This window comes from Streptomyces tardus, assembly GCF_018101125.2.
In the GTDB taxonomy this organism is placed as follows: domain Bacteria; phylum Actinomycetota; class Actinomycetes; order Streptomycetales; family Streptomycetaceae; genus Streptomyces; species Streptomyces tardus.
This window is the reverse complement of sequence record NZ_JAELVF020000001.1, coordinates 4580582-4606129: the sequence shown is the minus strand read 5'-3', so window position 1 is coordinate 4606129 and position 25548 is coordinate 4580582. Positions and strand designations below refer to the sequence as shown.

Sequence of the window (25548 nt, the reverse complement as noted above, 5' to 3'; positions counted from 1 at the left end):
GGCGGGGCCGCCTGCTCGGGCGGGTGCGGCGGCTGCCGCGGCGGCGGGCCTCAGCCCTGCCAGCAGCGCACGACCTTCTCGTCCTCGACGGTGAAGTTCAGCCGGCCCTCCACGTACTCCATGGTGATCATCGCGCCCGGCGGCAGACTCCGTACGTTGGCCCAGCCGCGGCTGCGTGCCTGCTCCTCGGCCTGCCCGCCGGGCAGGCCGACGTAGGCCTCCGGGTCGTCGGTCCGTTCGGTCGGCTCTGCGGGTCGGTCATCCATGTCCGCCACCGTACGGGCCGGGCGCACCACACGGAAGTGCCGTACGGATCTTCGAGCCGTCACGCTTGTGTCACAGTCGGGCCGCGTTTCGTCCGATGGTCGGAGGTTGCTTTTCCCGGCGCTCGGAACCGTATTGGAGCGGTATTCCGGCGACCTCCCCGAGCGGGTTCCGCGCTTCGCCCACAATGGCCCGCGGGGTAATGGCCGCGACCGTTCCCGGACCTGCGTCCGCAGGAATGAACGGGCGTCGCTCAGCCCTTCGAGGAGTCGAGCGAACGGCTCAACCGGTCCCGCATTGCGGCCAGTTGATCAAGCATCTCGACCGGCTCCAGCACGGTGAAGTCCACGCCGTAGAAGAGCAGGTGGATCACCACCGCCTCCAGCGAATAGGACCCGGTCCGCAGCAGGCAGCTGTCCGCGTCCACGGCCTCCAGGGATCCGGTGGACGGCCGGACGACCGCCGCCGCCCGCTCTACGGGCATCCGCAGGAGAACGGTGGCGCGGACCGCGTGGGCGCGGGTGGAGACCCCCTCGGAGACATAGGCGGCCAGGTCCTCGGCAGGGGGCGTACGGGGCTCGAAACGCGGGCCGTGGGGCGGCGCGAGCGTCAGGCGGTCGACCCGGAACGTGCGCCAGTCCCCGCGACCGGTGTCCCAGCCGACCAGGTACCAGCGCCGGTAGCTGCTCACCAGCCCGCAGGGCTCGACGACGCGTGCGGTGGCGCTGCCGTCGTGGGATTCGTAGTGGAAACGCAGTCGGGTGTGGTCGCGGCAGGCGTGGGCGAGCTCCACCAGGGTCGCCGCCTCGATCGAGGGGCCCTCGACGCGGTGACGCATGGGCGCGGTGAAGGAGTTCAGCGCGCCCACCCGGCGACGCAGCCGGTGCGGAAGGACCTGCTCCAGCTTGCCCAGCGCCCGCACCGAGGATTCCTCCACTCCCGACACACCGCTGTTGACCGCCGCGCGCAGTCCGACCGCGACCGCCACCGCCTCCTCGTCGTCCAGCAGCAACGGCGGCAACTGAGCGCCCGCGCCCAGCCGGTAGCCGCCGGCGGTACCGGTGGCCGAGTGCACCGGGTACCCCAGCCCCCGCAGCCGTTCCACATCGCGGCGCACGGTGCGGGGGCTCACACCCAGACGGTCCGAGAGGGCACCGCCGGACCACTCCCGTCGCGTCTGGAGAAGGGCCAGCAGACGCAGCAGACGCGCGGAGGTCTCGACCATGGGAGGAGTCTGCCAGCACGCTCGGCCGTCGCCCTCCCGGGCCCGGCGGGCCAACGGGCGGGCCAACGGGCGGGGCCGGGGGCCGCGGCGGGAGGCGTACGGGCTGCGGCCGGACCTGCGTACGTACGTCTCAGCCGGGCAGGGTGCTCCCGCCGGTGCGCAGATCACCGGCGGGCGGGCGGCTCTCCCAGCGGATGGCCAGGTCGTTGTCCCCGGTGTAGCAGGGGCGTACGCCCTGGGTGCCGGACAGCAGCGGAACGGCCGGGTAGCGGACCGCGTGACGCTTGTCCACCAGATCGTCGAGGATGCGGGCAACCCGTACCGCCGGGGTGTCACCGCCCGGACGCAGCCACAGCAACCAGCCGCTCTCCTGCGGCTGTTCGGCCAGGGCGCCCAGCGGCAGCCTCGCGGTGAAGCTGTGCTCGTCCCTCACCAGGGGCACACCGAGCGCCACCTCGCCGCTGTCGCGGGTACGGACCTCCAGCCGCGCCCCGTCCGTGAACTCCGCGCCGTGCAGCCGGCCGCGCACGGTCATCCCGCCGTCCTCCACCCGCAGTTCACTCGCCTCGGCGTGCGGCCAGCGGTGCCAGGACCGCACCGAGAGACCTCCGCCCTGGGTGCGGTACGGGATGCGGACCCCCAGCCAGGTGCGACCGCTTCGCGGCACCCTGGCCACCAGCGAGCGCAGATCGTGCGTCCCGGACCTGAGCCTGCGCGGCGCCCGGTCGCCCAGCACCAGGCTTGCCCGCCACCGCCCCTCGGCCAACCGCATCGTGCTCGGAAGCACCGCGCGCAGCACACCCGCCCCCGCGGGCACCAGCGGCAGCCGTACGGGGTCCGCGCCGTCCTGCGCGCCGTGCAGCAGCAGAGCGGCGTCCCACCGCTCCTTCCGGCCTCCCAGCGCGATGTCGAAGGTGAGCCCGCCCGCGGTGTCTGCGGTGCACTCCGCGACCGGAGCGCCGGCGGTGGGGCGGGGGCCCGGAACCGACCGGCGGGCAGCGGTGGTCACAGAGCGCCTCTCCTTCCGGGCGCGCTGCCGACCGCGGGGGCGATGAGCTGCGGGAGGGCGCTGAACATGGGTCCTCTGTCCGTGGTGCGGTGCGGGGAGCGCGTCCGCTGCCTCCGCCCTTCAAGGAGTCAGACGCCCCAGAGGCCTCTCGGGTTGGCCCGATCGGCGGGTTTTGTTGGGAAGTTGTGCGCAGTCGGTGAAGCCGTCGCCGCGGCGGGACGGCGGGCGGGGGCTGCTACGTGCCGTCGCGGCGCCCGCCCGAGGACGGATCACGGCCCGTCCGCCCCACGAGCCGGCCGGTGCGCGCAGGGTCCGGACACGCGTTCCAGGAGGTGAGGAACGTACGCGCCGAGCCGGCCGGATACGCGTTCGGGGCGGGCAGGTCTCGGGCCGGGGCCTCGGGCCGACATGGCTCGGGCCGGGGCCTCGGGCCAGGAAGAGGGCGGAGCCGGCGCAGAGCCGATCGGGCCGGTCGCCGAGCAACTCCCCGTTGAGCCGGTGCAGTTCGCGCCAGCCGCCGGGGACCCCGTGCAGTCGGGCGATCGAGTTCAGCGTCTCGCTCGGCGGCACCAGGTGCACCGGGCTGCCAGCGTCGGCGTGCGTGGTCAGTTCGCAGCGTTGCGAGCAGACCGGCCACGCCTTTCAGCCCTGCCGGGCCGGTACGCGTTCGGCGACAGCGATCTGCTCGGTTCGGGCGGCCAGGTCCGCGCGGGGCGCGTACCGCAGCCCGCCGAACTCCTCCCAGGTCGGCTGCCAGAACCGGAGGCCGCCGTAAAACCCGTTTCCGGTGTTCGCGCTCCAGTCGCCGCCGGCCTCGCACCGGGAGAGGCAGTCCCAGGGCGACTGCCCGGCGGCACAGGGCCCGCGGTCCGCACCGCGGGCGTGCGCGGGACGGTCGGCCGGCAGGGCCAGGGCCGTGACCGCCAGGGCCGGCACACCTGCACGCAGCGCCCCGTCCGCAGTCCGCCGGCCCGCGGCTGTCCGTGGAGCATCCGGCCCCCGCCGGTGTGGGGCGCTGTGACGCGCCGCCGATGCGTCGGCTTCATCCGCGCCACACGGTAGGTCGGCGCCGCGTGCGGGGTCCGCTCGCGGCGCCGCACGGGTGGGCGTACTGCAGCCGGCCACCCGGTCGGCGGAGGGGCCGGCAGGAGCGGCGGATGTCATACCGGCGGGGCCGGTTGCGTGACCGAGGGGCCGCAGACCCGTTGTCCTTGTGAAACAGCACCGAACGCCAGGAGTCTCCTGTGTCCCCCATCCTTGACGTCAGTGACGACGTACGCGCCGAGATCGGCGAAGAAGAGGTCACCCGCCTCCTCGCCGGCGAGACCGCCCCCGGCAGCTACGACTGCACCTCCTGCCGCACTCCGGGCGACACCGGCAGGGAGCGCACCAGCACCGTACTGTTCATCGGCGACGAGACGGCCGTCCTCGCCTTCGCCCACGCCACCTGCGTGCCCTCGCAGATCGTGCGGGTCAGCGAGGAGCAGATCCAGGGTGCCGTGCGCACCATCACCGGTGACTCCGCCGACGCCCCCGGCAGCCCGGGCGAGCAGGCGGTCCTGAAGGTCACGTGCGGTCAGGTGCTGGTCGGCGACCAGCTCCGCGCGGCGATCGTCGTCGAGCCGAGCGCCGCGATCGTTCGCCCCGGCTCGACGGGGACGCAGGACGAGTTCCTCACCCTGCTGCTGGAGCACGGGTTCAGCACGCTCGGCGACATCGACCGGATGCCCGCGGCCATCCCCGGCTGGTCGGTCCTGATGGCGGCCGGGCAGCTGCACGCGGTGCTCCAGCCCGGCCCGGAGGGCACTCCGACCGAGTCGTGGTGGCAGGCGCACCAGCCGCTGCCGGTCACCGACGAGTGGCGAAGCACCGCCAACCGCAACAGCACCGTGCTGGTGTACGCCACTCCCACCGGCTGGGTCGGCGACCAGCCGCGCGAGGACCTGATGCGCCAGGCGCTGGAGAAGGCCGCGGCGAACGGCAGCCTGGTGGCCGCCGCGATGCCGCTGGCGGGCACCTGACCGGTGGCGATCCGGCACACGTTCGCCCGCACGGCCCCGCATCCAGCGGGGCCGTGCGGTCGTTGGCCACGGTGTGCAGCCATACGAACCTTCCCGACCCCGTCCGCAGCCCGTCCACAGCCAGATTCCCGGCATGCGACCCGCCCGCGAGACCGCCGACCGCGCTTCCCGGGAGCGCTCCAACACCCCCATCTACGACGCTCTCTACGCGGAGTACCGACGGCTCTTCCGCACTCTGCCCGGCGATCGCTCGGGCGAGGAGTCGTTGCGCTTCGAGGGCTTCGGCACGCTGTACAGCACCGGTCTCTCCGGCTCCTGGCACGAAGACCGCCGGCTGCGGGGCCACTCGCGGCCGGCCGCGCTGCCGCCCGGGCGCGGTGACGCGCGCGAGCACGGGCTCTGACCCGAAGGCACCCGCCCACGGGCCAGAGCCCTCCGGGCGGGTGCGCGCGGGCCCGGCGCCGGGCGGTCCGGGCACGCGGCCCGGACTCCCGTACCGCCGCTGCTACTTGCGGGCGTTGCGACCGCCCCGGCCGCGCTTCTCCCGAACCCGTACCGACACCTGGATCGGGGTGCCGCGGAAGCCGAACTCCTCGCGCAGCCGGCGCTCGATGAAGCGACGGTAGCCCGCCTCCAGGAAGCCGGAGGCGAAGAGCACGAACCGCGGCGGGCGGGTGCCGGCCTGGGTGCCGAACAGCACGCGCGGCTGCTTGCCGCCACGCACCGGGTGCGGGTGGGAGGCGGCGATCTCACCGAGGAAGGCGTTCAGCCGCCCGGTCGGTACGCGCGTCTCCCAGCCCTCCAACGCGGTGTCCATGGCCGGCACCAGCTTCTCGGTGTGCCGGCCGGTGGCGGCCGAGATGTTGACCCTGGGCGCCCACTGGACCTGGACGAGATCGCGCTCGATCTCGCGCTCCAGATAGAACCGGCGCTCCTCGTCGAGGGTGTCCCACTTGTTGTACGCGATCACCACGGCCCGGCCGGAGTCCACCGCCATGCTGATGATCCGGGTGTCCTGCACGCTGATCGGCTCGCTGACGTCGATCAGTACGACCGCGACCTCCGCCTTCTCCAGCGCGGCTGCGGTGCGCAGCGAGGCGTAGTAGTCCGCGCCCTCGGTGAGGTGGACGCGTCGCCGGATGCCGGCGGTGTCGACGAACGTCCAGGTGCGGCCGGCCAGTTCGATGCGCTCGTCCACCGGGTCGCGGGTGGTGCCGGCGACCTCGTTGACCACCACGCGGTTCTCGCCCGCGACCTTGTTCAGCAGCGAGGACTTGCCGACGTTCGGGCGGCCGATGAGGGCGATGCGCCGCGGGCCGCCGAGGGCCTGCCCGAAGGTCTGGGCGGGCGCCTCGGGAAGGACGTTCAGCACCTCGTCGAGCATGTCGCCGGTGCCGCGGCCGTGCAGCGCGGAGACCGGGTGCGGCTCGCCGAGGCCCAGCGACCACAGCATCGCCGCGTCCGCCTCGCCGGACTGGCCGTCGACCTTGTTGGCGCAGAGCACCACGGGCTTGCCCGCGCGGCGCAGCAGCTTGACGACTGCCTCGTCGGTGTCGGTGGCGCCGACGCCGGCGTCGACCACGAAGATGACCGCATCGGCCGCCTCGATGGCGAACTCGGCCTGGGCTGCCACCGAGGCGTCGATACCGAGGACGTCCTGCTCCCAACCACCGGTGTCGACCACCTTGAAGCGGCGGCCGGCCCACTCGGCCTCGTAGGTCACCCGGTCCCTGGTGACGCCCGGCCGGTCCTCGACGACCGCCTCGCGGCGGCCGAGGATCCGGTTCACCAGGGTCGACTTGCCGACATTGGGGCGGCCGACGACGGCCAGTACGGGCAGCGGCCCGTGGCCCGCCTCGTCCAGCGCGCCCTCGATGTCCTCGGGGTCGAAGCCCTCCTGCGCGGCGAGCTCCATGAACTCCGCGTACTCGGCGTCGCCGAGCTCACCGTGCCCGTCGTCGCCGGAGTGGATCTGGTCGTTCATGAAGTCCTGTCCCTGTTCTCATCAGTCGATAGGTGGCTGTACGGGCCGACCCGTACGGGCTGGGCAGTCGCGCCCCTCGCTCCTGCCGCGCCCGCCGCCCGGTGGCGCCCGGCGCACTTGCGTGGCGCCCGGCCGCACACGCGTGACGGGGTGCTCCCGCCCGGCCGCGAACCCGTCAGGCCCGCTGCTTCTCCACGATCAGGGTGACGACGCACTCGATGACCTGCTCCAGCGTCAGCTCGGTGGTGTCGACCTCCACCGCGTCGTCCGCCTTCAGCAGCGGCGACACGGCTCGGCTGGAGTCGGCCCGGTCGCGCTTGAGCAGCGCCTCCTGGGTGGCGGCCAGATCGGCCTGGCCGTTCTTGGCCTTGAGCTCGCCGCCCCTGCGCTCGGCCCTCGCCTCGGGAGAGGCGGTGAGGAAGATCTTCAGATCTGCGTTCGGCAGAACGGTGGTCCCGATGTCCCGGCCCTCGACGACCATGCCCTCGGGTGCCGAGGCGGCGATGGAGCGCTGGAGCTCGGTGATTCGGCTGCGCACCGCGGGCACCGCGCTGACCGCGCTCACCGCGGCGGTGACCTCCTGGGTGCGGATCGGCCCGGAGGCGTCCTCCCCGTCGGCGGTGATACCGGGAGCGGCGGGGTCGGTGGTGGAGACGATGGCGGGCCTGCCGGCGGCCTCTGCCACGGCCGCCGCGTCGTTCACGTCCACCCCGTGGGTGAGCATCCACCAGGTGATCGCGCGGTACTGCGCGCCGGTGTCGAGGTAGCGCAGCCCCAGTTTGGCGGCGACCGCCTTGGAGGTGCTGGACTTGCCCGTCCCCGACGGGCCGTCGATGGCGACGACGACGGGAGCCCGGGCACCAGGGCGTACGGGGTTCGTCTCCTGGGGGGATGCAGCCACGGTGACAGGGACCTTTCGTGAACGCGGGAGTCGCGAGGAGGTGTCGTCGGCGTCGGGACGCGGGCACGACGGGCGACCGGCACAAGGCTACCGGCTAGCCCTACCGGTCCTGAAACGCGTATCCGCCCGGGACCGCACCCTCAGCGCGCCCTGATCGCCCAGCCCCTGGCGCGCAGCGCGGCGGCCAACGAGGCGGCCGAGCGCGGCTCGACCATCAGCTGTACGTGCCCCGCCTGCTGGCCGGCGGCGTGCTCGATACGCACGTCCTCGATGTTGACCCCCGCCTGGCCAGCGTCGGCGAAGATCCGGGCCAGCTCGCCCGGTTCGTCGGAGATCAGCACGGTGACCGTCTGGTACGCGGTCGGGGCCTGGCCGTGCTTGCCCGGCACCCGCGCCCTGCCGCTGTTGCCGCGGCGCAGTATGTCGGAGATGCCGGCGCCGCCCTCGGACCGCTCGACGCCGTCGGCCGAGGCGAGCGCCCGCAGCGAGGCGACCGTCTCGGTCAGGTCCTCGGCGACGGCCGCCAGTACGTCGGCGACCGGGTCCGGGTTCGCGGCCAGGATGTCCAGCCACATGTCGGGGTCGGACGCCGCGATCCTGGTGACGTCCCTGATGCCCTGGCCGCAGAGCCGCACCGCCGTCTCGTCGGCCGCCTCCAGCCTGGCGGCCACCAGGCTGGAGAGCAGTTGCGGCGTGTGCGAGACCAGGGCCACGGCACGGTCGTGCGCCTCGGCCTCCATCACGACCGGTACCGCGCGGCACAGCGAGATCAGCTCCAGTGCCAGATTCAGCACCTCGGTCTCGGTGGCGGGAGTGGGAGTGAGCACCCACGGCCTGCCCTCGAAGAGGTCGGCGGAGGCGGCGAGCGGACCCGCCTTCTCCTTGCCGGCCATCGGATGCGTACCGAGGTAGGTGCTCAAGTCGCCGCCGAGCGAGGCGAGTTCACCGCGCGGACCGCTCTTGACGCTGCCCACGTCGAGGTACCCGCGGGCAACACCCTCCTGCTGGGCCGCCACCACCGCGGCGGCGATGTGCGCCGGCGGCACCGCGATGACGGCGAGGTCGACCGGCTCCTGCGACTCGGCGTCCGAACCCGCGCCCCGCGAGGCGGCGAGCGAGGCGTTGTGCGGATCGACGTCGCGCAGCCGCACCGCCACACCCCGGGCGGAGAGGGCCAGGCCGACCGAGGTGCCGATCAGTCCGGTGCCGATGACGAGTGCGGTACGCATGTGTGTGCGGTGTCCTTGCGCTGTGCGGGCCCCGCCCCCGGGCGGTACGGCCCTGGTCCGGTGCCGAGTGCTGCCAGGATACGGACCGGCCGGACCGCGTCACCCGGTGTCCAACAGGTGATCGGCCCGGCCGCACCGACTTCGGTCAGAGACCGACCTCGTTCATCAGCATGCCGACCTCGGTGTTGGTCATCCGGCGCAGCCAGCCCGACTTCTGGTCGCCCAGCGGAATCGGGCCGAACTTCGTCCGCACCAGCTTCTCGACCGGGAAGCCCGCCTCGGCGAGCATCCGGCGCACGATGTGCTTGCGGCCCTCGTGCAGGGTGACCTCGACGAGGTAGTTCTTGCCGGTGTTCTCCACCACGCGGAAGTGGTCGGCGCGGGCGTACCCGTCGTCCAGCTTGATGCCGTCCTTGAGGCGCTTGCCCAGCTCGCGCGGCAACGGCCCCTGGATCGCGGCCAGATAGGTCTTGCGCACGTGGTAGCGGGGGTGCGTGAGGCGGTGGGCGAGCTCACCGTGGTTGGTGAGCAGGATGATGCCCTCGGTCTCGGTGTCGAGCCGGCCGACGTGGAAGAGACGCGTCTCACGGTTCTGCACGTAGTCGCCGAGGCACTGGCGCCCGTCCGGGTCCTCCATGGAGGCGACCACGCCGGCGGGCTTGTTGAGCGCGAAGAAGAGGTACGACTGGGTCGCAACGGTCAGCCCGTCGACCTTGATCTCGTCCTTCTCCGCGTCCACCCGCAGACCCTGCTCCAGCACGATCTGGCCGTTGACCTCGACCCTCGCCCGCTCGATCAGCTCCTCGCAGGCACGGCGCGAACCCATGCCGGCACGGGCGAGCACCTTCTGCAGACGCTCGCCCTCGACCTCGCCGAAGGTCTTGGGCAGCTTGGCGAGCGGCTTGTCGTGCCGGGCGCGGTTGCGCTCCTCGATCTGCGCCTCGTACTCGCGGGGCCTTGAGGGAACGGTCCGCTTGCGGCCCTGCTGACCCTTGCCGCCCTTGGGACCGCCGAAGCCCTTGGGGCCGCCGGAGCCGGTGGGCTTGCCGCCGGCCTTGTACGCGGGCTTCGGCCGGCCCGAGCCGCCGGCTCCGCCCTGATCCCGACCGCCCCGACTCCGGTCGTCCCGGCCCCGGTCGTCCCGGCCGCCGCGGTCCCGGTCGTTCCGGCTGCGGTCGTCCCGGCCACCACGACCCCGGTCGTCCCGGCCCCGGCTGTCCCGACCCCGGTCGTCCCGGCCGCTCTGGCTCCTGCCACCACGGTCCCGGTCGTCCCGGCTCCGGTCGCTGCGGCTGCGCTCTCCCTGGCCCGCGCCGCCCCTCGGGCCCTGGCCGGGGCCGCCCTCGCCGACGTCGTAGCGCCGCTCCTCGGGACGGGGACGGCGCTTGCGCTGCTCGTCGCGGCCCTTGCCCGCGCCCCCGGGATTCCGGTTCCCGCCGCGGGTATTCCGGTTGCTGTCGTTGCCGCTGCTTCGCATTGCGTCTTCCGTCTTAACTGTCGGGGCTCAGCCGGCGGGCCGCGTCGGCTCGTCGCTGTCGTCGTCTACGTCGAATGACGGCACACCTTCCTGACTCTCGCCCTCGACCGCCTCCGCCTCCGGGAGGAAGGGGGCAAGGTCCGGCAGCTCGTCCAGGCCTCGCAGGCCCATTCGCTCCAGGAAGTAGTGCGTCGTCGCATACAGGATCGCACCTGTTTCGGGTTCGGTGCCCGCCTCGGCCACCAGCCCGCGCTGTAGAAGGGTACGCATCACGCCGTCGCAGTTCACCCCGCGGACCGCGGAGACCCTGGATCGGCTGACGGGCTGACGGTAGGCGACCACCGCCAGCGTCTCCAGCGCGGCCTGGGTGAGACGGGCGTGCTGCCCGTCCAGGACGAACCCCTCCACCGCGTCCGCGTACGCGACACGGCTGTAGAAGCGCCATCCGCCGGCGACCTCGCGCAGCTCGAAGCCCCGGCCCTGGGCCGTGTACTCCGCGGCGAGCTCACGAAGCGCCCCGCTGATCGCCCGCCGCGGTCGCTGCAAGACCCTGGCCAGCAGTTCCTCGCTCGCCGGCTCGTCGACGACCATCAGTACGGCCTCCAGCGCAGGCCGCAGTTCCAGTTCCGCGACGGCGCTCTCCCCCGCCGGCGGGCCGGACTGCTGCTCCGGCAGCGAGGTCGGGTCCGCGGCACCGGCCGCGCTGTACGTGTCGACGCGGGCGGCGGAGCCCGCGGCGCTGCGTTCGGTCATGGATGCGCCCTCATACGTGTGTGTCGTGGTCCAGCGTCCCGGCCGCGGCCCGGGGGCTCGCGGGCGTCGTCTCCTGGTCGAACTCGTCGCTCACGACGGGCCGTTGACTGCTCTCGCCGCTCCAGCGCACGAGGAGCGCCCCGAGCGCCTCCGGCTGGTCGAGAGCCACCGCGCGTTCGCGGTAGAGCTCCAGCAGCGCGAGAAAGCGGGCGACGACGGTGAGGGTGTCCTCGACGTCGTCGGTCAGCTCGGCGAAGCTCAACTCCCCGCTCCCGCGGAGACGTTCGACCATCAGGTCGGCCTGCTCCCGCACGCTGACCAGCGGCGCGTGAATGTGGTCGACGTACACCTCGGGCCGCGGTCTGGGCTGCATCGCCTTCACGGCGAGAGCGGCGAAACCCTCCGGCCCCAGCCGGATGACCACCTCGGGCAGCAGCTCCGCAAGGTGCGGTTCCAGGCCGACCGTCCGCGGGTGTCTGCGCGCCTCGGCGGCCATCCGCGCGGAGAGGATCTCCACGATCTCCTTGTATGCGCGGTACTGGAGCAGCCGGGCGAACAGCAGGTCACGCGCCTCCAGCAGCGCGAGGTCGGCTTCGTCCTCGATCTCGGCGTCCGGCAGCAGCCGGGCCGCCTTCAGATCCAGCAGGGTCGCCGCCACCACCAGGAACTCGGTGGTCTGGTCCAGGTCCCAGTCCGGTCCCATCGCCCGCAGGTGCGCCATGAACTCGTCGGTCACCCGGGAGAGCGCGACCTCGGTGACATCCATCTTGTGTTTGGCGATGAGCTGCAGCAGCAGGTCGAAGGGGCCCTCGAAGTTCTCCAGCACCACCTTGAACCGGCCGTCGTCCGGGGCCGCTTCGGCGACTGCCGAGTCGGCGGACGGGCCCGCGGCCGAGGCGTCGGCGGCGGAGCGCTCGACAGCCGTCGCCGGTGTCGCGGCGGAGCGTGTGGTGGAAAAGGGGCGTGTGGCGGAAAACACGACGGGCTCGGGCTCTTCGGAGGTCTCGGCGGGCGATAGCGCGGGAGGAGCGGGCTCGTCGGACGGGAGCACCTCGAAGGACTCGACCGGCGCGGGGCTCTCCGAGGGCTCGTGCGCGGGCTGCCCGTGCGACTCGCCGCCGTGCGCCCCGCTGCCGTACGCCTCCTGCGGGCCGCGCCCAAGAAGGCGGCGGGTGGGGCGTACGCGGTCGGCGGGCTCCTCGGGCACGGTCATCGCTGGCACATTACCGCGCCGGGCTCCGCCGTCCGCGGGGGCGAGGACGTGGCGCTGCGGCCTGTCGGCCTCCGCCCGGCACTCCATCACTCGTGGTGCGACGAACACTCGTGGTGCGCGATCCGCGGCTAACGGCCGCGCAGACGGCGGACCAGGATGCTGGCGTCGCCGCGCGACTCCAGATCAGCCAGCACCACGGCCACCGCTTCCCGCACGATCCGCCCGCGGTCGACCGCGAGTCCGTGCTCTCCGCGCAGTACGAGTCGTGCGTGCTCCAGGTCCATCAGTTCTTCGGCGGAGACATAGACCGTGATCTTCTCGTCGTGTCGCTCGCGGCCACTGGGCCTGCGTGCCGCACGGGGGCGGCGGCCGGCGCTGTCCGTACCGCCGCCGGAACCGGTGGCGCCGCCCTGCCGGGCGGTACGGCCCTCGCCGCCCGCGGACGAACGCGTCTGCCGCGGCGTACGGGCGCTCCCCCGGCTGGTCTGCTCGGATCCCTCGCCCTGGTCCTCGGCGGTGGCGTGCTCGGTGGGCTCGGAGTCGCCGCCCGGCGCGGGCACTCTGGAAGCCGCCCTGGCACGGGTGTTGTCCTCGCCGCTCGACGGCGCGGACGGCTGTACACCCGGCCCTCCGGTGTTGCGGAAGAGCTCGTCGGCCGCCGGGAGGCTCACTCGGCGTGGCACCGGGCGAGCACCTCCCTGGCCAACTGGCGATACGCGGCGGCACCGACCGAGTTGGAGGCGTACGTGGTGATGGGCTCGCCGGCGACCGTGGTCTCGGGGAAGCGCACGGTGCGGCCGATCACGGTGTGATAGACGCTGTCGTCGAACGCCTCGACCACCCGGGCCAGCACCTCTCTGCTGTGCACCGTGCGCGAGTCGTACATCGTGGCGAGGATGCCGTCGAGGTTGAGAGCCGGGTTGAGCCGCTCCTGGACCTTCTCGATCGTCTCGGTGAGCAGCGCCACACCGCGCAGCGCGAAGAACTCGCACTCCAGCGGGACGATCACCTTGTGCGCGGCGGTCAGGGCGTTGACCGTCAGCAGACCGAGCGAGGGCTGGCAGTCGATGACGATGAAGTCGTACTCGGACATCAGCGGCGCGAGCGCGCGCTGGAGCGAGGACTCCCGTGCCACCTCACTGACCAGCTGGACCTCGGCGGCGGAGAGGTCGATGTTGCTCGGCAGCAGGTCCATCCCCGCGACCGCCGTCTTCAGCAGCACCTCGTCGGGCGTCATGCCCCGCTCCATGAGCAGGTTGTAGACGGTGAGGTCCAGCTCCATGGGGTTGACGCCGAGGCCCACGGACAGCGCGCCCTGCGGGTCGAAGTCGACGAGCAGTACGCGGCGGCCGTACTCGGCGAGCGCGGCACCCAGGTTGATGGTCGAGGTCGTCTTGCCGACCCCGCCCTTCTGGTTGCACATCGCGATGACCTTGGCCGGTCCGTGCTCGGACACCGGCCCGGGGATCGGGAAGTACGGGAGCGGGCGTCCGGTCGGGCCGATGCGCTCGCGCCGCTGACGCGCGGCGTCGGGCGCGAGTGTGGCCGCGTACTCCGGGTCGGGCTCGAACTCCGCGTCCGGGTCGTAGAACTGGGCGTCGGGCATCCCTGCGTGGTCCCTGCTGTGCGTGTCTCCGGTATCGGACAACTGAGCCGATCCCCCCGGGTGTTCACCGATGGCGGCGCCGGCGTGCGGTGTGTTGGCGCCCTGCTGGGTGTTGTGATGGACAGTCATGCTCAATGGGTCCTGAGGGGCGGGGTGGGTGTGTACAGCGACGGTGCCGACGTCTGCGGTCCCCACGGACCCCTGGCCAGGCGCTGTGCTCCTGGTCGTTCTCCCCCGGGAGAAAATGTCGACTCATTCACAAGCCGTCTCGCCTCCTTGGGTGACCAGGATCCTTATCGACAAGGTCAGCGTGGCACCGTGCCGACGGTCTGCGACTCTATGGCGTGTCGGCCGTTCGCAGCAACACAATCCACCGGACGCGACGCGATCCGTCAGTGAGTGAACACACACTTGTCAAGGGCGCACAGAGTCCCTCGAAGCGCCGGTCGTGCGGTGCGAATCGGTAAAACCGTGATGTTCGAGGCGAGTTGAGTCCGGAAATCGCACCTCACACAGATATCGCCGGCGCACCCCGTCAATTCGGAGCACACCGGCGACACTTCGCGGGCTCCTCTCTGATCGAGAGGGATCCCACTTTCGAAGTACACGGCACCTACGCGAAGTTGACGTCGCGGGTCCGTAAAAGTCGATGATGCGAGTTCGGCACTTTGTCGACACCGGGCCTTCCCGAAGCCGTGTCACCGGCGAGGCGGATCACTCCCCTCGCCGGGACACACGCGATCCGGGTCGGCCACGCCGCCGGGCCGGCCCCGTTCGGACCGGCCCCACTCGGGCCGGCTCCGACCCGAGCGCGGCCATCAGCCCAGCAGGGCCGCCAGTTCGACGCTCTCCAGTCCGTGCGCCTCGGCGACGGGACCGTAGACCACCTTGCCGTCATGGGTGTTGAGGCCGAGCCCGAGGGCGCCGTCCCTGCGCAGCGCCTCGACCCAGCCGCGGTTGGCGAGCTCGACGATGTACGGGAGCGTGGCGTTGGTGAGCGCGTAGGTGGAGGTGTTGGGCACCGCGCCGGGCATGTTCGCCACGCAGTAGAAGACCGAGTCGTGCACCCGGAACGTGGGCTCGGCGTGCGTGGTGGGCCGCGAGTCCTCGAAGCACCCGCCCTGGTCGATCGCGATGTCGACGAGCACACTGCCCGACTTCATCCGGGAGACCAGCTCGTTGGTCACCAGCTTCGGCGCCTTCGCCCCGGGGACGAGGACCGCGCCGATCACCAGGTCCGCCTCCAGGACTGCCTGCTCCAGCACGAGCGCGTTGGAGGAGATCGCACGGACCTTCGTGCCGAAGATCCGGTCCGCCTCGCGGAGCTTGTTGATGTCCTTGTCCAGCAGGGTCACGTGGAAGCCCATGCCGACGGCGATCTGGGTGGCGTTCCAGCCGGAGACACCGCCGCCGATCACCACGGCGCGGCCCGCGTGCACCCCGGGCACCCCGCCGGGGAGCACACCGCGGCCACCGGCCGAGCGCATCAGGTGGTACGCGCCCACCTGCGGCGCGATACGGCCGGCCACCTCCGACATCGGCGCCAGCAGCGGCAGCGCACGGCCGGCCGTCTCCACGGTCTCGTAGGCGATGGCCGTGGTGCCCGAGTCCAGCAGCGCGTCGGTGCACTCGCGAGAGGCGGCGAGGTGGAGGTAGGTGAAGAGGATCTGGTCCTTGCGCAGCCGGTGGTACTCCTCGGCGATGGGCTCCTTGACCTTCAGCAGCAGGTCGGCGACGGCCCAGACCTCGTCGGCGGTGTCCAGGATGGCGGCACCGGCGGCGACGTACTCCGCATCGGAGATGGAGGACCCGAGACCGGCCTCTCGCTCGACGACGACCTGGTGGCCGTTGCGAACGAGCTCGTTCACGCCGGCCGGGGTGATGGCCACGCGGAACTCGTTGTTCTTGACCTCGCGGGGGATGCCCACCTTCACGTCGATCACGGTCCTGTTCTGGGTACTGAGGGGCGTCGGTCGCGCCGGGCGACTGGGGGCCTCGTACCTGAGGTGAACACGCCGGCACCGGAGCAACTCCGTACTCATCAGTACACATCGGCACAGAAGAGATAAGCCGGGAGTAGCCAGTACCGCCTCGACTACGCAAGTCTAATGAAGGATCCCTTCGTGTCTAGCCTTGCAATCGGTTAGATTCTTGAAGCTTGCCTTGGCTTTCACAGGTCAGCCCTTTGGTCTGGCTCTCCACCGCAGGTGATTCGCCCGACTCGGCGACGAAATCGGGGCCCTCCGGCGGCCGGTCGGCTGCCGTCAGCGGCTCGGCCGACGCCCGGTGGCCCCGCGCCGCCCCGTACTCGCCCAACCGGTCCAGGGTGTCCGCGAGACGCAGGTGGAGAGCGGCCCGCATCCGCCGATCGTCCGCCTGCTCGGCCCATTTGAGCGCTTCCTGACAGGTCCTGAGCGCCTCGTGCGGACGGCCGGCGTACTCCTGGGCACGAGCCACCTCGCTCAGGGCATGGGCGCAGGCACCGGCCTCGCGCAGCCTGCGATGGCCCGACGCCGCCGCGCGCCAGGCAGCCAGCGCTTCCGTCCACTGCCCCGCGCACATCTGCACCGCGCCGATACGGGCCTGAAGCGCGGTGCCGGCCGCGATGTCGCCGCCGGTCTGCACGAGGACCAGCGCCCGGCCGTACCAGTCCGCGGCCCGTGCCCAGTCGCCCAGTTCACCGTAGGTCCCGCCCAGCGAGGTCATCGAGCGGACCGAGGCCCGGCCCCGGTCGGACTCGTCCGCGATCCGCCGGGCCGCCTCCAGCGCAGCGCGGTAGCGGGGCAGCGCCTGCGCGGGACGGCCGCCGCGCACGTCGAGGTCGCCGAGGTTGAGCAGGGCCGCCGAACGCTCCGCGTGCAGCTCCCGCCGCTCCGCCACCCGCAGAACGAGTTCGTGCAGCCGGTACTGGTCCGGTTCCACCTCTCCGGGGCTGCGGTGGGCCGCCAGCGCCTGGGCCAGCCCGGCGATCAACCGCCGGGCGAGGGTGTCCAGTTCGCCGGCCGCCACCGCCTGCCGGGCCGCCGTCATCAGCGCCGGAAGCCGGGAGCGCAGCCAGCGCTCGGCCGCCTGCTCGGAGACGAACCTGATCGCCGCGGGCTCCGCGTCGAGCTCCCTGCGCGCCGGCGACCCCGGCGGTTCGGTGATCGCCCAGCACGCCCGCAACTGCCGTACCGTGCGCTCCCACATGCGTGCCCGCGCGAGCGTCACGTCCGCGGGGCGCTCCTCGCGCTCGGCGACCTCCAGCAGCAGCGGATGCAGGCAGGCGGGCAGCGTGTAAGCGCCCGCGCCCAGGGGCCGCAGCAATCCGAGCCGGGCGAAGTCCTCCAGCGCCGCCCGGGCCGCGGCGAGCGAGCAGCCCGCCAGTCCGGAGACCAGCTGGGCGTCCACGAAGCCCGCGGGCACCAGGGGCAGCATCCGGGCCAGCCGGGCCGCGTTTCTCGGCAGTGCGTCCATCACGAGCCGGAACGCCCGTACCAGTGCGCGGGGTTCGTCGCGGTGGACGGCGAGCGCGCGGGCCGCCTCCAGCACCGAGACCTGGGGATGCGCGGCGAGCCACCCGCCGACCAGGAGCAGCGCGGCCGGCTGCATCCCGCACAGCTCGGCGACCCGGCGGGCGGCGGTCGGGTCGACGGTGATCCGGATCTCGCTGCCCGCACGGCGGGAGAGTAGCGTCACGGCCGAGCGCGGGTCGAGCCCGCCGATGGTGCACGGCCGTACGTCCGGCACACCGGTCAGCGGCCCCTCGGCGGTGGCCACCACCAGGGCGCCCCGGTGGTCGGGCACGAGCTCCAACAGCTGCTCGGCAGCGGCCACCTCGTCCAGCAGCAGCAGTGCGCGACGCTCGTGCACGGCCGCGCGGACGGCCTGGAGCAGCTCGTCCTCCGCGGTGCCGGCGGGCGCCGGGACCCCGAGCCCTTCCAGCAGCTCCCTGGCGACGCGCTCCAGCGGTACGACGGAGCCGTCCGGTTCGGTGAGCACGGCCCGTACGACTCCGCCCGGGTACTCCCCCCGCACCTGACGGGCGAACTCCTCGGCCAGTGCCGTCCGCCCGGAACCCGGCTGGCCCGCGATGAGCAGCACCCGGGCGCGGGCAGCCGGCCTGCCACCGAGGGTGTCGAGTCCGGCCCGTTCGACATCGGCCCGCAGCTCCTCGAGCTCCCGCTCCCGGCCGAGCCAACCTTCGCCTGTGGCAGCGGCCCCGGGGACGCTGCTTCGCACCGCCTGATCCGTCACGGGGCGAGCCTACGGCCTGGCCGCAGCACTTTTGTGGATCAGCGGTGAGGGCCGGGGGCCTCGTACGCCGCACGGCCCGCACCCGACGAGCCGGGCGGGCCGTACGGGAGTGCGCGGCCGGGCCGAGTCAGTCGCCCGTGCCGGTGAACGGGCGGGCCGGCCAGGGCGAGTCGGCGGGGCGCAGGGACTCCAGCCCCTCCCCCGCACACGCAGCCGCGTAGCCGAGCACGCCCACCGCCAGTGCGTTGTTCTGCAGCTCGCCCGCGAGGACGCCGCGCACCAGGTCGGCCACCGGCACCCGGTCCAGCTCCATGTCGGCCTCCTCCTCGCTCACGGCGTACCGCTCGCCCGAAGCACGGGTCAGCCCGGTCGCCAGGAAGACGCGCACCGCCTCGTCGGTCCCGCCGGGGCTGGAGAAGATGTCGCACAGCACTCGCCACCGAGCGGCCTCCAGATGGGCCTCCTCGTAGAGCTCGCGCGCTGCGGCCAGTCGCGGGTTCTCGCCGGGGACGTCGAGCAGCCCGGCGGGGATCTCCCACAGCTTGTGCCGCACCGGGTGGCGGTACTGGCGGATCACCACCGCCCGCTCCCGGTCGTCCACCGCCAGCACCGCGACCGAACCGGGATGGGTCTGGTAGTCGCGACGGGCGGTGCTGCCGTCCGGCATCACCACCTCGTCGGTGACCACGCCCGTCTTGGCCCCGGTGAACGGAGTGCTGGTCGCGGTGACCGCCCACTCCTGCGGCATGTCGCGCAACGGACTGCCCATCGCTCAGGCCTCCTTGCGCTCGACGGCCGCCTTGACCAGGCCGGCGAAGAGCGGGTGCGGCCGGGTCGGACGGGAGCACAGCTCGGGGTGTGCCTGGGTGGCGACGAGGTAGGGGTGCGTCTGGCGCGGGTACTCCACGAACTCGACGAGCTTGTTGTCCGGGGAGGTGCCGGAGAAGACGATGCCGGCCTTCTTCTCCAGCTCGCCGCGGTAGGCGTTGTTGACCTCGTAGCGGTGCCGGTGGCGCTCCTCGACGTACGGCTCGCCGCCGTACACCTCGCGCACGATCGAGCCCTCGGCGAGCTTGGCCGGGTAGAGGCCGAGCCGCATGGTGCCTCCCATGTCGCCGTCGCCGGCGACGATGTCCAGCTGCTCGGCCATGGTGGAGATCACCGGATGCGCGGTGGCCCGGTCGAACTCGGTGGAGTTCGCGCCCTCGATGCCGGCGAGGTTGCGGGCGGCCTCGATCACGACGCACTGCAGGCCCAGGCAGAGGCCGAGCAGCGGTACGCCGTTCTCCCGGGCGTAGGTGATGGCCTGGAGCTTGCCGTCGACACCGCGGTCGCCGAAGCCGCCGGGCACGCAGATCGCGTCGACGTCGCCGAGCTGGGCGCGGACGCCCTCGGGGGTCTTCAGGTCGTCGGAGGCGACCCACTTGATCGAGGCCCGGGCGTTGTTGGCGAAACCGCCGGCGCGGATGGCCTCGGTGACCGAGAGGTAGGCGTCGGGGAGGTCGATGTACTTGCCGACCAGCGCCACCTTCACCTCGTGCGCGGGCTGGTGGACACGGCGCAGCAGGTCGTCCCACTGGGTCCAGTCCACGTCCCGGAAGGGCAGGTCCAGGCGGCGCACGACATAGGCGTCGAGCCCCTCGGTGTGGAGGACCTTGGGAATGTCGTAGATCGACTTGGCGTCGATGGCGGCGACCACCGCGGCGTCGTCGACGTCGCACATCAGCGAGATCTTCCGCTTGATGGCGGTGGGCACCTCGCGGTCGGCGCGCAGCACGATCGCGTCCGGCTGGATGCCGATGTTGCGCAGCGCGGCTACCGAGTGCTGGGTGGGCTTGGTCTTCAGCTCGCCGGAGGGGCCGATGTAGGGCAGCAGCGAGATGTGGACGACGAAGACGTTGTCCCGGCCGACCTCGTGGCGCACCTGGCGCACCGCCTCCAGGAACGGCAGCGACTCGATGTCGCCGACCGTGCCGCCGACCTCGGTGATGACCACGTCGACGTCGTCGGTGGCCATCCGGCGGATGCGGTGCTTGATCTCGTTGGTGATGTGCGGGATGACCTGGACGGTGTCGCCCAGGTACTCGCCGCGGCGCTCCTTGGCGATGACCGAGGAGTAGACCTGGCCGGTGGTGACGTTGGCCGAGGCGTCCAGCTCGACGTCGAGGAAGCGCTCGTAGTGGCCGATGTCCAGGTCGGTCTCGGCGCCGTCGGCGGTGACGAAGACCTCGCCGTGCTGGAAGGGGTTCATCGTGCCGGGGTCGACGTTCAGGTACGGGTCGAGCTTCTGCATGGTGACCCGCAGGCCGCGCGCCTTGAGCAGCGCGCCGAGGCTGGAGGCGGTGAGCCCCTTGCCGAGCGAGGAGGCGACGCCCCCGGTGACGAAGAGGTGCTTGGTCGTCCTGGAGGAAGGTGGCAAGGCCAAGAGGGGGCTCCCGTGGTCGCGATTGAGGTGCGGGTCGGTCCCTGGAGCCGGATCTTCCGGCGGGGTCGCCGTCGCTGCGGTGCGGGGGATTTTCACCCTCCGTCCACGGGCCACCAGGGTATCAGCCGGACAGAGGGCCTCTGCGGTGTGCAGGTACCCGCTGTCCACCGGGCTGTCCACCGAGCTGTCCACCGGGGGCGCCGCCCCGGGGCGGCGCGACCGCGTCCGCGTCGGGGCGGGGCTCCGCCACGGTGTGTGCAAGTCAACGGGGCCGCGGCTTGTCGGGCGACGCCCGCCGAGTCCACCATCGAGCGGTGGTGCGGCCCGCCTCGTTATCCTGCTCTGATACTCCACCGGGCAGCACCGACGGGCACAGCCCGCAGACCGTACACCCTTCGGGGCCACCACCGTTCGACTGGAGATGCACGTGGCCGGGCGCATCGAGGACTACGCACTCATCGGGGACATGCAGACCGCAGCCCTCATCCGCCGCGACGGAACGGCGGACTGGCTCTGCTTCCCGCGGTTCGACTCCCCCGCGGTCTTCGCCGGACTGCTCGGCACCGAGGAGCACGGCTTCTGGCGGCTCGGTCCGGCCACAGCCGGCGGCGGGGCTCCCCCGTACGCGACCCGGCGCCGCTACGTGGGCGACTCGCTGGTGCTGGAGTCGGAGTGGGACACCGCTCGGGGCACGGTGCGCGTCACCGACTTCATGCCGCCCCGGGACAGCGAGACCCCGCGGCTCACGCGAATCGTCGAAGGTGTCAGCGGCCGGGTGCCGATGACCTCGACGCTGCGGATGCGGTTCGCGTACGGCTGGGTGGTGCCGTGGGTGCACCGCTCGGACGACGGGCGCACGGTCGCCGTCGCCGGCCCGGACTCGGTGTGGCTGGACACCGAGTTGGAGACGTACGGCAAGGACCTCACCACCTACGCCGACTTCACCGTCGCCGCCGGTGAGCGGATCGCCTTCACCATCAGCTGGCAGCCCTCGCACCTGCCCCCGCCCCCGATGCCCGAGCCCGAGGCGGCGCTGGTGGCGACGGAGGAGTTCTGGCGGGAGTGGGTGAGCCACTGCACGTACCAAGGCCCGTACCGGGAGGCGGTGGTGCGTTCGCTGATCACGCTCAAGGCGCTGACGTACGCCCCCACCGGCGGCATCGTGGCGGCGCCGACGACCTCGCTGCCGGAGGCCATCGGCGGCAGTCGCAACTGGGACTACCGCTTCACCTGGCTGCGGGACGCGGCAATCACGCTCTCCTCGCTGCTGCGCACCGGCTACCGCGACGAGGCGCGCGCCTGGCGCGAGTGGCTTCTTCGCGCCGTGGCGGGCGACCCGGAGAACCTCCAGATCATGTACGGCATCGCGGGCGAACGCGAGCTGAGCGAGGCCGAGTTGGAGTGGCTGCCCGGCTACGAGGACTCGCGTCCGGTACGGGTGGGCAACGGCGCGGCCGGCCAGCTCCAGCTCGACGTCTACGGCGAGGTCACCGAAGCCCTGCATTTGGGCCACATGACCGGGCTGGCGCGCAACGACTACGCAAGCCTGCTCCAGCTCAAGCTGATCCAGTACATGGAGGACCACTGGCAGGAGCCGGACGAGGGGATCTGGGAGATCCGCGGGCCGCGCCGCCACTTCGTCCACTCCAAGGTGATGGCCTGGGTCGCGGTCGACCGGACGATCAAGCTGATCGAGTCGGGCGAGGTCGACGGACCGCTGGAGCGCTGGCAGGAGCTGCGGGACACCATCCACCGCGAGGTGTGCGACAAGGGCTACGACCGCGAACGCAACACCTTCACCCAGTCCTACGGATCCAAGGAGCTGGACGCCTCGCTGCTGCTCATCCCGCAGATGGGCTTCCTGCCGCCGGACGACAAGCGGGTGATCGGGACCGTGGAGGCGATCCAGCGCGAGCTGTCGACCGAGGACGGGTTCATCCTGCGCTACCCGACTGCCGCCGAGGGCCCGGGAGTCGACGGGTTGGAGGGCGAGGAGGGCGCGTTCCTGGCCTGCTCGTTCTGGCTGGCGGACGATCTGGCGATGATCGGCCGGGTGGACGAGGCGCGGAAGCTGTTCGAGAAGCTGCTGTCGCTGCGCAACGATCTGGGCCTGCTGGCCGAGGAGTGGGACTCCCGGGAGCAGCGCCAGGTCGGCAACTTCCCGCAGGCGTTCAGCCATGTGCCGCTGATCGACACCGCGCTGCGGCTCACCACCTCGGGCGCGTACGGCAGTTGAGGCGTGTGGGATTTGTTTCCCGCGTCGTTCGCCGTACCGGATGTCGTGCCGTGCCGCGACCGGCACGTCAACAGGGTTCACGCCCGTACGGCCGGGCAGGCCGGCAGCGTTTCGGTGACCGGGTCACGTCGTCGCAGAGGGCGCGAGGCTGGGGTCTGCCCGGCCGGGTCTGAGCCCGACGCCTCGATTCGGACGGGCATTCGACAGTCGACAGGGCGGTGGCAGTGGATCTGTCGTGAGCATCCGCGCCGCTCGATCTCCTGGGGAACGCACAGAAGGAGCCTTCGCCTTCTCCGTCGAAGAACAGGGCCCGGTCCGGTACAGCCCGCTCCGACTCCTCCGCCACCGACCTCCGTACGGGGACAACCTCGGTGAGTGACCTCCCCGCCGAGGTCGGGCCCCTGCTCGAACGCTTCGCCTCCGATGTCGGTGCCGTGGTGCCCGTGGTGGCCCTGTGGGCGCACGGATCGCTGGCACTGGGGGACCATCAGGGAGGACGCAGCGATCTCGATCTGGTGGCGCTCGTCGGCACGGAACTCACCGACCGGCGGCAGGAGGAACTGCGAGCTGTCCACAGGCGGTTGATTGCCGACATCCCTCTCGCCCGGACCCTGCACTGCACCTATGTGCCCCGGGGCAACGAGTCAGATGCGGCGCGGGCGCACCCGACCTGGGCGATGGGCGAGTGGTTCGAGCGCCCCGTCACCCCCGTGAGCCGTCGCGAACTGGCCCTGGGAGCAGTCGTCCTGAGCGGGCCCCCGCCGGTCGACGTGCTGCCCGGCGTGAACGATCGGGAGCTGACCGAGTTCATCCGTGCCGAACTGGAGGAGTGCTGGCTGCCCGTGACAGCCGACGCCAAGGCGGAACTGTGGCTCCAGGACATCTGGGTGGACCTGGGAATGCCGACCTTCGCGAGAGCATCGGTGACCCTCCGCGACGGCCGGTTGATCACCAAAGGGGAGGCCCTCGAGTAGCTGCGCTCCCTGGGAGCACCCACGGCAGTCGTGGCGGACATCCACCGGCGCAGATACGGGACGGACGGTCCAGCTGCCTCCGACGACTGGCGGGCCCGACGCGCCCTACAGGCCCGAGAGTTCGTCCGCACAGGGAACACCGCTCTCCTGGCCCAGCGCGAGCGCCCGCCGACAACGCCGTTCTCCGACACCGACCCCGCGCACTGATCCCTCGTCCGGCCCGCCGGCGCGGATCGAGTCTGCCGGGGCGCTCTGCTCGCCCCGGAGGCGCGTTGCGGGCGGTTCGAGAAAGCGACAGAGCCGTGGGCCGGAGCCACCGCCCCACCCGCCGGGACCGCCACCGGAAACTCCGCAGCGGCGCCGGGGCCACGGCGCCGGGCGCATGGTCCGGCGCCCGGCGCCCGCCCCGTTCGTGGCCCGGATTCCGGCCGGGTGCAGGACCGGTTTGCGACCCGGCGGGTGGCCCGGCGGCTGTCTTTCCTGCGCCGGGTGCCGGTAGCACGCCGCGTGCCGGGATCGATGTGTTTCGGTCAGCCCTGCCGGGGGCGAGTTCCGGCGTCGCGCACCGCCGCCCGGCACTGTCGCGACCTGCGTTTCGACCCCGGGCTGGAAGAGCCTCTTGCGTGGTGGGAGGCGTGCGAACGCCTCGTAGCGGGGCGGGTCCCGCCTCGGCGGGGCAGCCGCGAGCGGTGCGCACGGGGCTCGGAGGGTACGGGCGGGTCGGAACCGGACGAGGAGGGCCGTAGGCTCGAAGCACGGGGGCTGAGAGCGCTCCCCGGAGTGCGCCGTCACAGGGGCGGGACTCCGTCAGAGCAGAGGAGTACAAAGTGTCCGGAAGTCGGCCCACACTCGAAGCGGTCGCCGCCCATGCGGGCGTCTCACGCGCCACCGTCTCGCGAGTGGTCAACGGCGGCGCCGGCGTGCGGGGCGAAGTGCAGGCGCGGGTGACGGCGTCGATCGAAGAGCTGGGCTACGTACCGAACCGGGCGGCCCGCTCCCTGGTCACCCGTCGCACCGGAGCGGTGGCCGTGGTGATCGCCGAGCCGGAGACCAGGGTCTTCGCCGACCCCTTCTTCGCCCAGCAACTGCGGGGCATCAGCCGGGAGTTGTCCCGGCAGGACATCCAGCTGCTGCTGCTTCTGGTGGAACAGCGCGCGGACTACGAGCGCATCGGCCGCTATCTGTCGGGCGGGCACGTCGACGGCGCGCTGATGTTCTCCCTGCACCACGACGACCCGCTGCCGGCGATGGTCGCCGACTCCCGGTTGCCGACCGTCTTCGGCGGACGCCCCGGCTGGGTCGGCGCCGAGGACCACGAACGGGGCGGCGGCCCGCTCTACGTCGACACCGACAACGTCGACGGCGCGCGGCAGGCCACCCGTCACCTGCTGGAGCGGGGGCAGCGCAGGGTCGCGGTGATCACCGGCCCGCTGGACCAGACCTCGGCCCAGGACCGGCTGAGCGGCTACCGGCAGGCGCTGACTGACGCGGGGCTGTCCTACGACGAGTCGCTGGTCGCCCGGGGCGGCTTCACCGCGGTGGGCGGCGAGAAGGCGATGGCCACACTGTTGGATCGGCGCCCGGACCTCGACGCGGTTTTCGCCTGCAACGATCTGATGGCGTCCGGTGCACTGCGCACACTGCGGGCGCGGGGGCGGCGGTTGCCGGAGGACGTGGCCGTGGTCGGCTACGACAATCTCGACTCCGCGGTGGACTGGTCGGAGCCCGCACTCACCACGGTGAACCAGGACGTGGAGGAGATGGGACGGATGATGGCCCAGCTTCTGCTGCGGCTTCTGGAGGCCGGTGGCGGCAACACCGGCGGCCGGGAGGACTCCACCGAGCTCCGGCCGGTGATCACCCCTGCACGGCTGGTCGTTCGGGACTCCACCTGAGGCCGGGGCCTGAGGGTTTGCGCCCCAGGGCCGGGAACCCGTGTGTACGGCGCCACGGGCTCCGGACGCCCACGAGCAGGGCCGGGGCCGTACGGACGCG

At 72.3% G+C, this 25548-nt stretch carries 20 protein-coding genes and 1 pseudogene; 5 read left to right on the top strand and 16 right to left on the bottom strand.

Annotated features, from left to right (window positions below; translation table 11 throughout):
• Positions 1–50 precede the first annotated feature (50 nt).
• The 4 genes from JGS22_RS19720 to JGS22_RS27155 all read right to left on the bottom strand — a co-directional run bounded on the left by JGS22_RS19720 (position 51) and on the right by JGS22_RS27155 (position 3434).
• On the bottom strand, positions 51–266 hold the full coding sequence (locus JGS22_RS19720; RefSeq protein WP_211041605.1) for an I78 family peptidase inhibitor: 216 nt from the start codon (positions 264–266) through the stop codon (positions 51–53).
• 251 nt (positions 267–517) lie between these two features.
• Complete coding sequence (locus tag JGS22_RS19715) at positions 518–1489, bottom strand: helix-turn-helix transcriptional regulator (RefSeq protein ID WP_211041604.1); 972 nt, start codon at positions 1487–1489, stop codon at positions 518–520.
• A 130-nt stretch (positions 1490–1619) separates the two neighbouring features.
• The gene (locus JGS22_RS19710) at positions 1620–2498 is read right to left on the bottom strand and encodes a hypothetical protein (protein WP_211041603.1); all 879 of its coding nucleotides are present in this window, start codon (positions 2496–2498) and stop codon (positions 1620–1622) included.
• A gap of 642 nt (positions 2499–3140) precedes the next feature.
• Positions 3141–3434 carry a transglycosylase family protein gene (locus JGS22_RS27155; RefSeq protein ID WP_308405759.1) on the bottom strand — a complete coding sequence of 98 codons (294 nt, stop codon included), beginning with the start codon at positions 3432–3434 and terminating at the stop codon, positions 3141–3143.
• 308 nt (positions 3435–3742) lie between these two features.
• Here JGS22_RS27155 and JGS22_RS19700 point away from each other — a divergent pair, with 308 nt between their 5' ends.
• Both JGS22_RS19700 and JGS22_RS19695 read left to right on the top strand, forming a co-directional pair.
• Positions 3743–4519 (top strand): DUF8842 C-terminal domain-containing protein, encoded by a 777-nt coding sequence (locus JGS22_RS19700; protein WP_211041601.1) that lies wholly within the window; start codon positions 3743–3745, stop codon positions 4517–4519.
• 133 nt (positions 4520–4652) lie between these two features.
• Positions 4653–4922 carry a hypothetical protein gene (locus tag JGS22_RS19695; protein WP_211041610.1) on the top strand — a complete coding sequence of 90 codons (270 nt, stop codon included), beginning with the start codon at positions 4653–4655 and terminating at the stop codon, positions 4920–4922.
• A 102-nt stretch (positions 4923–5024) separates the two neighbouring features.
• Here JGS22_RS19695 and der read toward each other — a convergent pair whose 3' ends face one another.
• The 12 genes and pseudogenes from der to pyrG form a co-directional block, all read right to left on the bottom strand.
• On the bottom strand, positions 5025–6503 hold the full coding sequence (gene der, locus JGS22_RS19690) for a ribosome biogenesis GTPase Der (protein ID WP_211041600.1): 1479 nt from the start codon (positions 6501–6503) through the stop codon (positions 5025–5027).
• A 175-nt stretch (positions 6504–6678) separates the two neighbouring features.
• A complete protein-coding gene (gene cmk, locus JGS22_RS19685) occupies positions 6679–7404 on the bottom strand; it encodes a (d)CMP kinase (protein ID WP_211041599.1) in 726 nt (241 codons plus the stop codon).
• A gap of 140 nt (positions 7405–7544) precedes the next feature.
• Positions 7545–8633, bottom strand: a complete 1089-nt coding sequence (locus JGS22_RS19680) for a prephenate dehydrogenase (protein ID WP_211041598.1) — start codon at positions 8631–8633, stop codon at positions 7545–7547.
• 145 nt (positions 8634–8778) lie between these two features.
• Positions 8779–10110: a pseudouridine synthase gene (locus JGS22_RS19675; protein WP_216815042.1), complete on the bottom strand. Its 1332-nt coding sequence runs from the start codon at positions 10108–10110 to the stop codon at positions 8779–8781.
• Between the two features lie 27 nt (positions 10111–10137).
• A complete protein-coding gene (scpB, locus tag JGS22_RS19670) occupies positions 10138–10863 on the bottom strand; it encodes an SMC-Scp complex subunit ScpB (RefSeq protein WP_211041362.1) in 726 nt (241 codons plus the stop codon).
• 10 nt (positions 10864–10873) lie between these two features.
• Entirely contained in the window at positions 10874–12076 is a 1203-nt protein-coding gene (locus JGS22_RS19665) for a segregation and condensation protein A (protein WP_236073215.1), read from the bottom strand.
• Between the two features lie 128 nt (positions 12077–12204).
• Positions 12205–12759: a hypothetical protein gene (locus tag JGS22_RS19660; protein WP_211041361.1), complete on the bottom strand. Its 555-nt coding sequence runs from the start codon at positions 12757–12759 to the stop codon at positions 12205–12207.
• A pseudogene (locus JGS22_RS19655) lies at positions 12744–13673 on the bottom strand (ParA family protein); the annotation flags it as partial. The gene JGS22_RS19660 and the pseudogene JGS22_RS19655, both read right to left, overlap by 16 nt.
• 827 nt (positions 13674–14500) lie before the next feature.
• Positions 14501–15616: an alanine dehydrogenase gene (gene ald / locus JGS22_RS19650; protein WP_211041368.1), complete on the bottom strand. Its 1116-nt coding sequence runs from the start codon at positions 15614–15616 to the stop codon at positions 14501–14503.
• Between the two features lie 193 nt (positions 15617–15809).
• Positions 15810–17918: a tetratricopeptide repeat protein gene (locus JGS22_RS19645; RefSeq protein WP_211041360.1), complete on the bottom strand. Its 2109-nt coding sequence runs from the start codon at positions 17916–17918 to the stop codon at positions 15810–15812.
• A gap of 127 nt (positions 17919–18045) precedes the next feature.
• Positions 18046–18687 carry an NUDIX domain-containing protein gene (locus JGS22_RS19640; RefSeq protein ID WP_211041359.1) on the bottom strand — a complete coding sequence of 214 codons (642 nt, stop codon included), beginning with the start codon at positions 18685–18687 and terminating at the stop codon, positions 18046–18048.
• A 3-nt stretch (positions 18688–18690) separates the two neighbouring features.
• Positions 18691–20337, bottom strand: coding sequence for a CTP synthase (gene pyrG / locus JGS22_RS19635; RefSeq protein WP_211041367.1), 1647 nt, complete (start codon positions 20335–20337; stop codon positions 18691–18693).
• Between the two features lie 427 nt (positions 20338–20764).
• On the opposite strand from pyrG, the gene JGS22_RS19630 reads away from it, so the two are divergent.
• The 3 genes from JGS22_RS19630 to JGS22_RS19620 all read left to right on the top strand — a co-directional run bounded on the left by JGS22_RS19630 (position 20765) and on the right by JGS22_RS19620 (position 25448).
• On the top strand, positions 20765–22579 hold the full coding sequence (locus JGS22_RS19630; protein ID WP_211041358.1) for a glycoside hydrolase family 15 protein: 1815 nt from the start codon (positions 20765–20767) through the stop codon (positions 22577–22579).
• Positions 22580–22950: 371 nt separating this feature from the next.
• Positions 22951–23553, top strand: coding sequence for a nucleotidyltransferase (locus tag JGS22_RS19625; protein ID WP_308405756.1), 603 nt, complete (start codon positions 22951–22953; stop codon positions 23551–23553).
• Between the two features lie 827 nt (positions 23554–24380).
• Complete coding sequence (locus JGS22_RS19620; RefSeq protein ID WP_211041357.1) at positions 24381–25448, top strand: LacI family DNA-binding transcriptional regulator; 1068 nt, start codon at positions 24381–24383, stop codon at positions 25446–25448.
• The last annotated feature ends 100 nt before the right edge of the window (positions 25449–25548 follow it).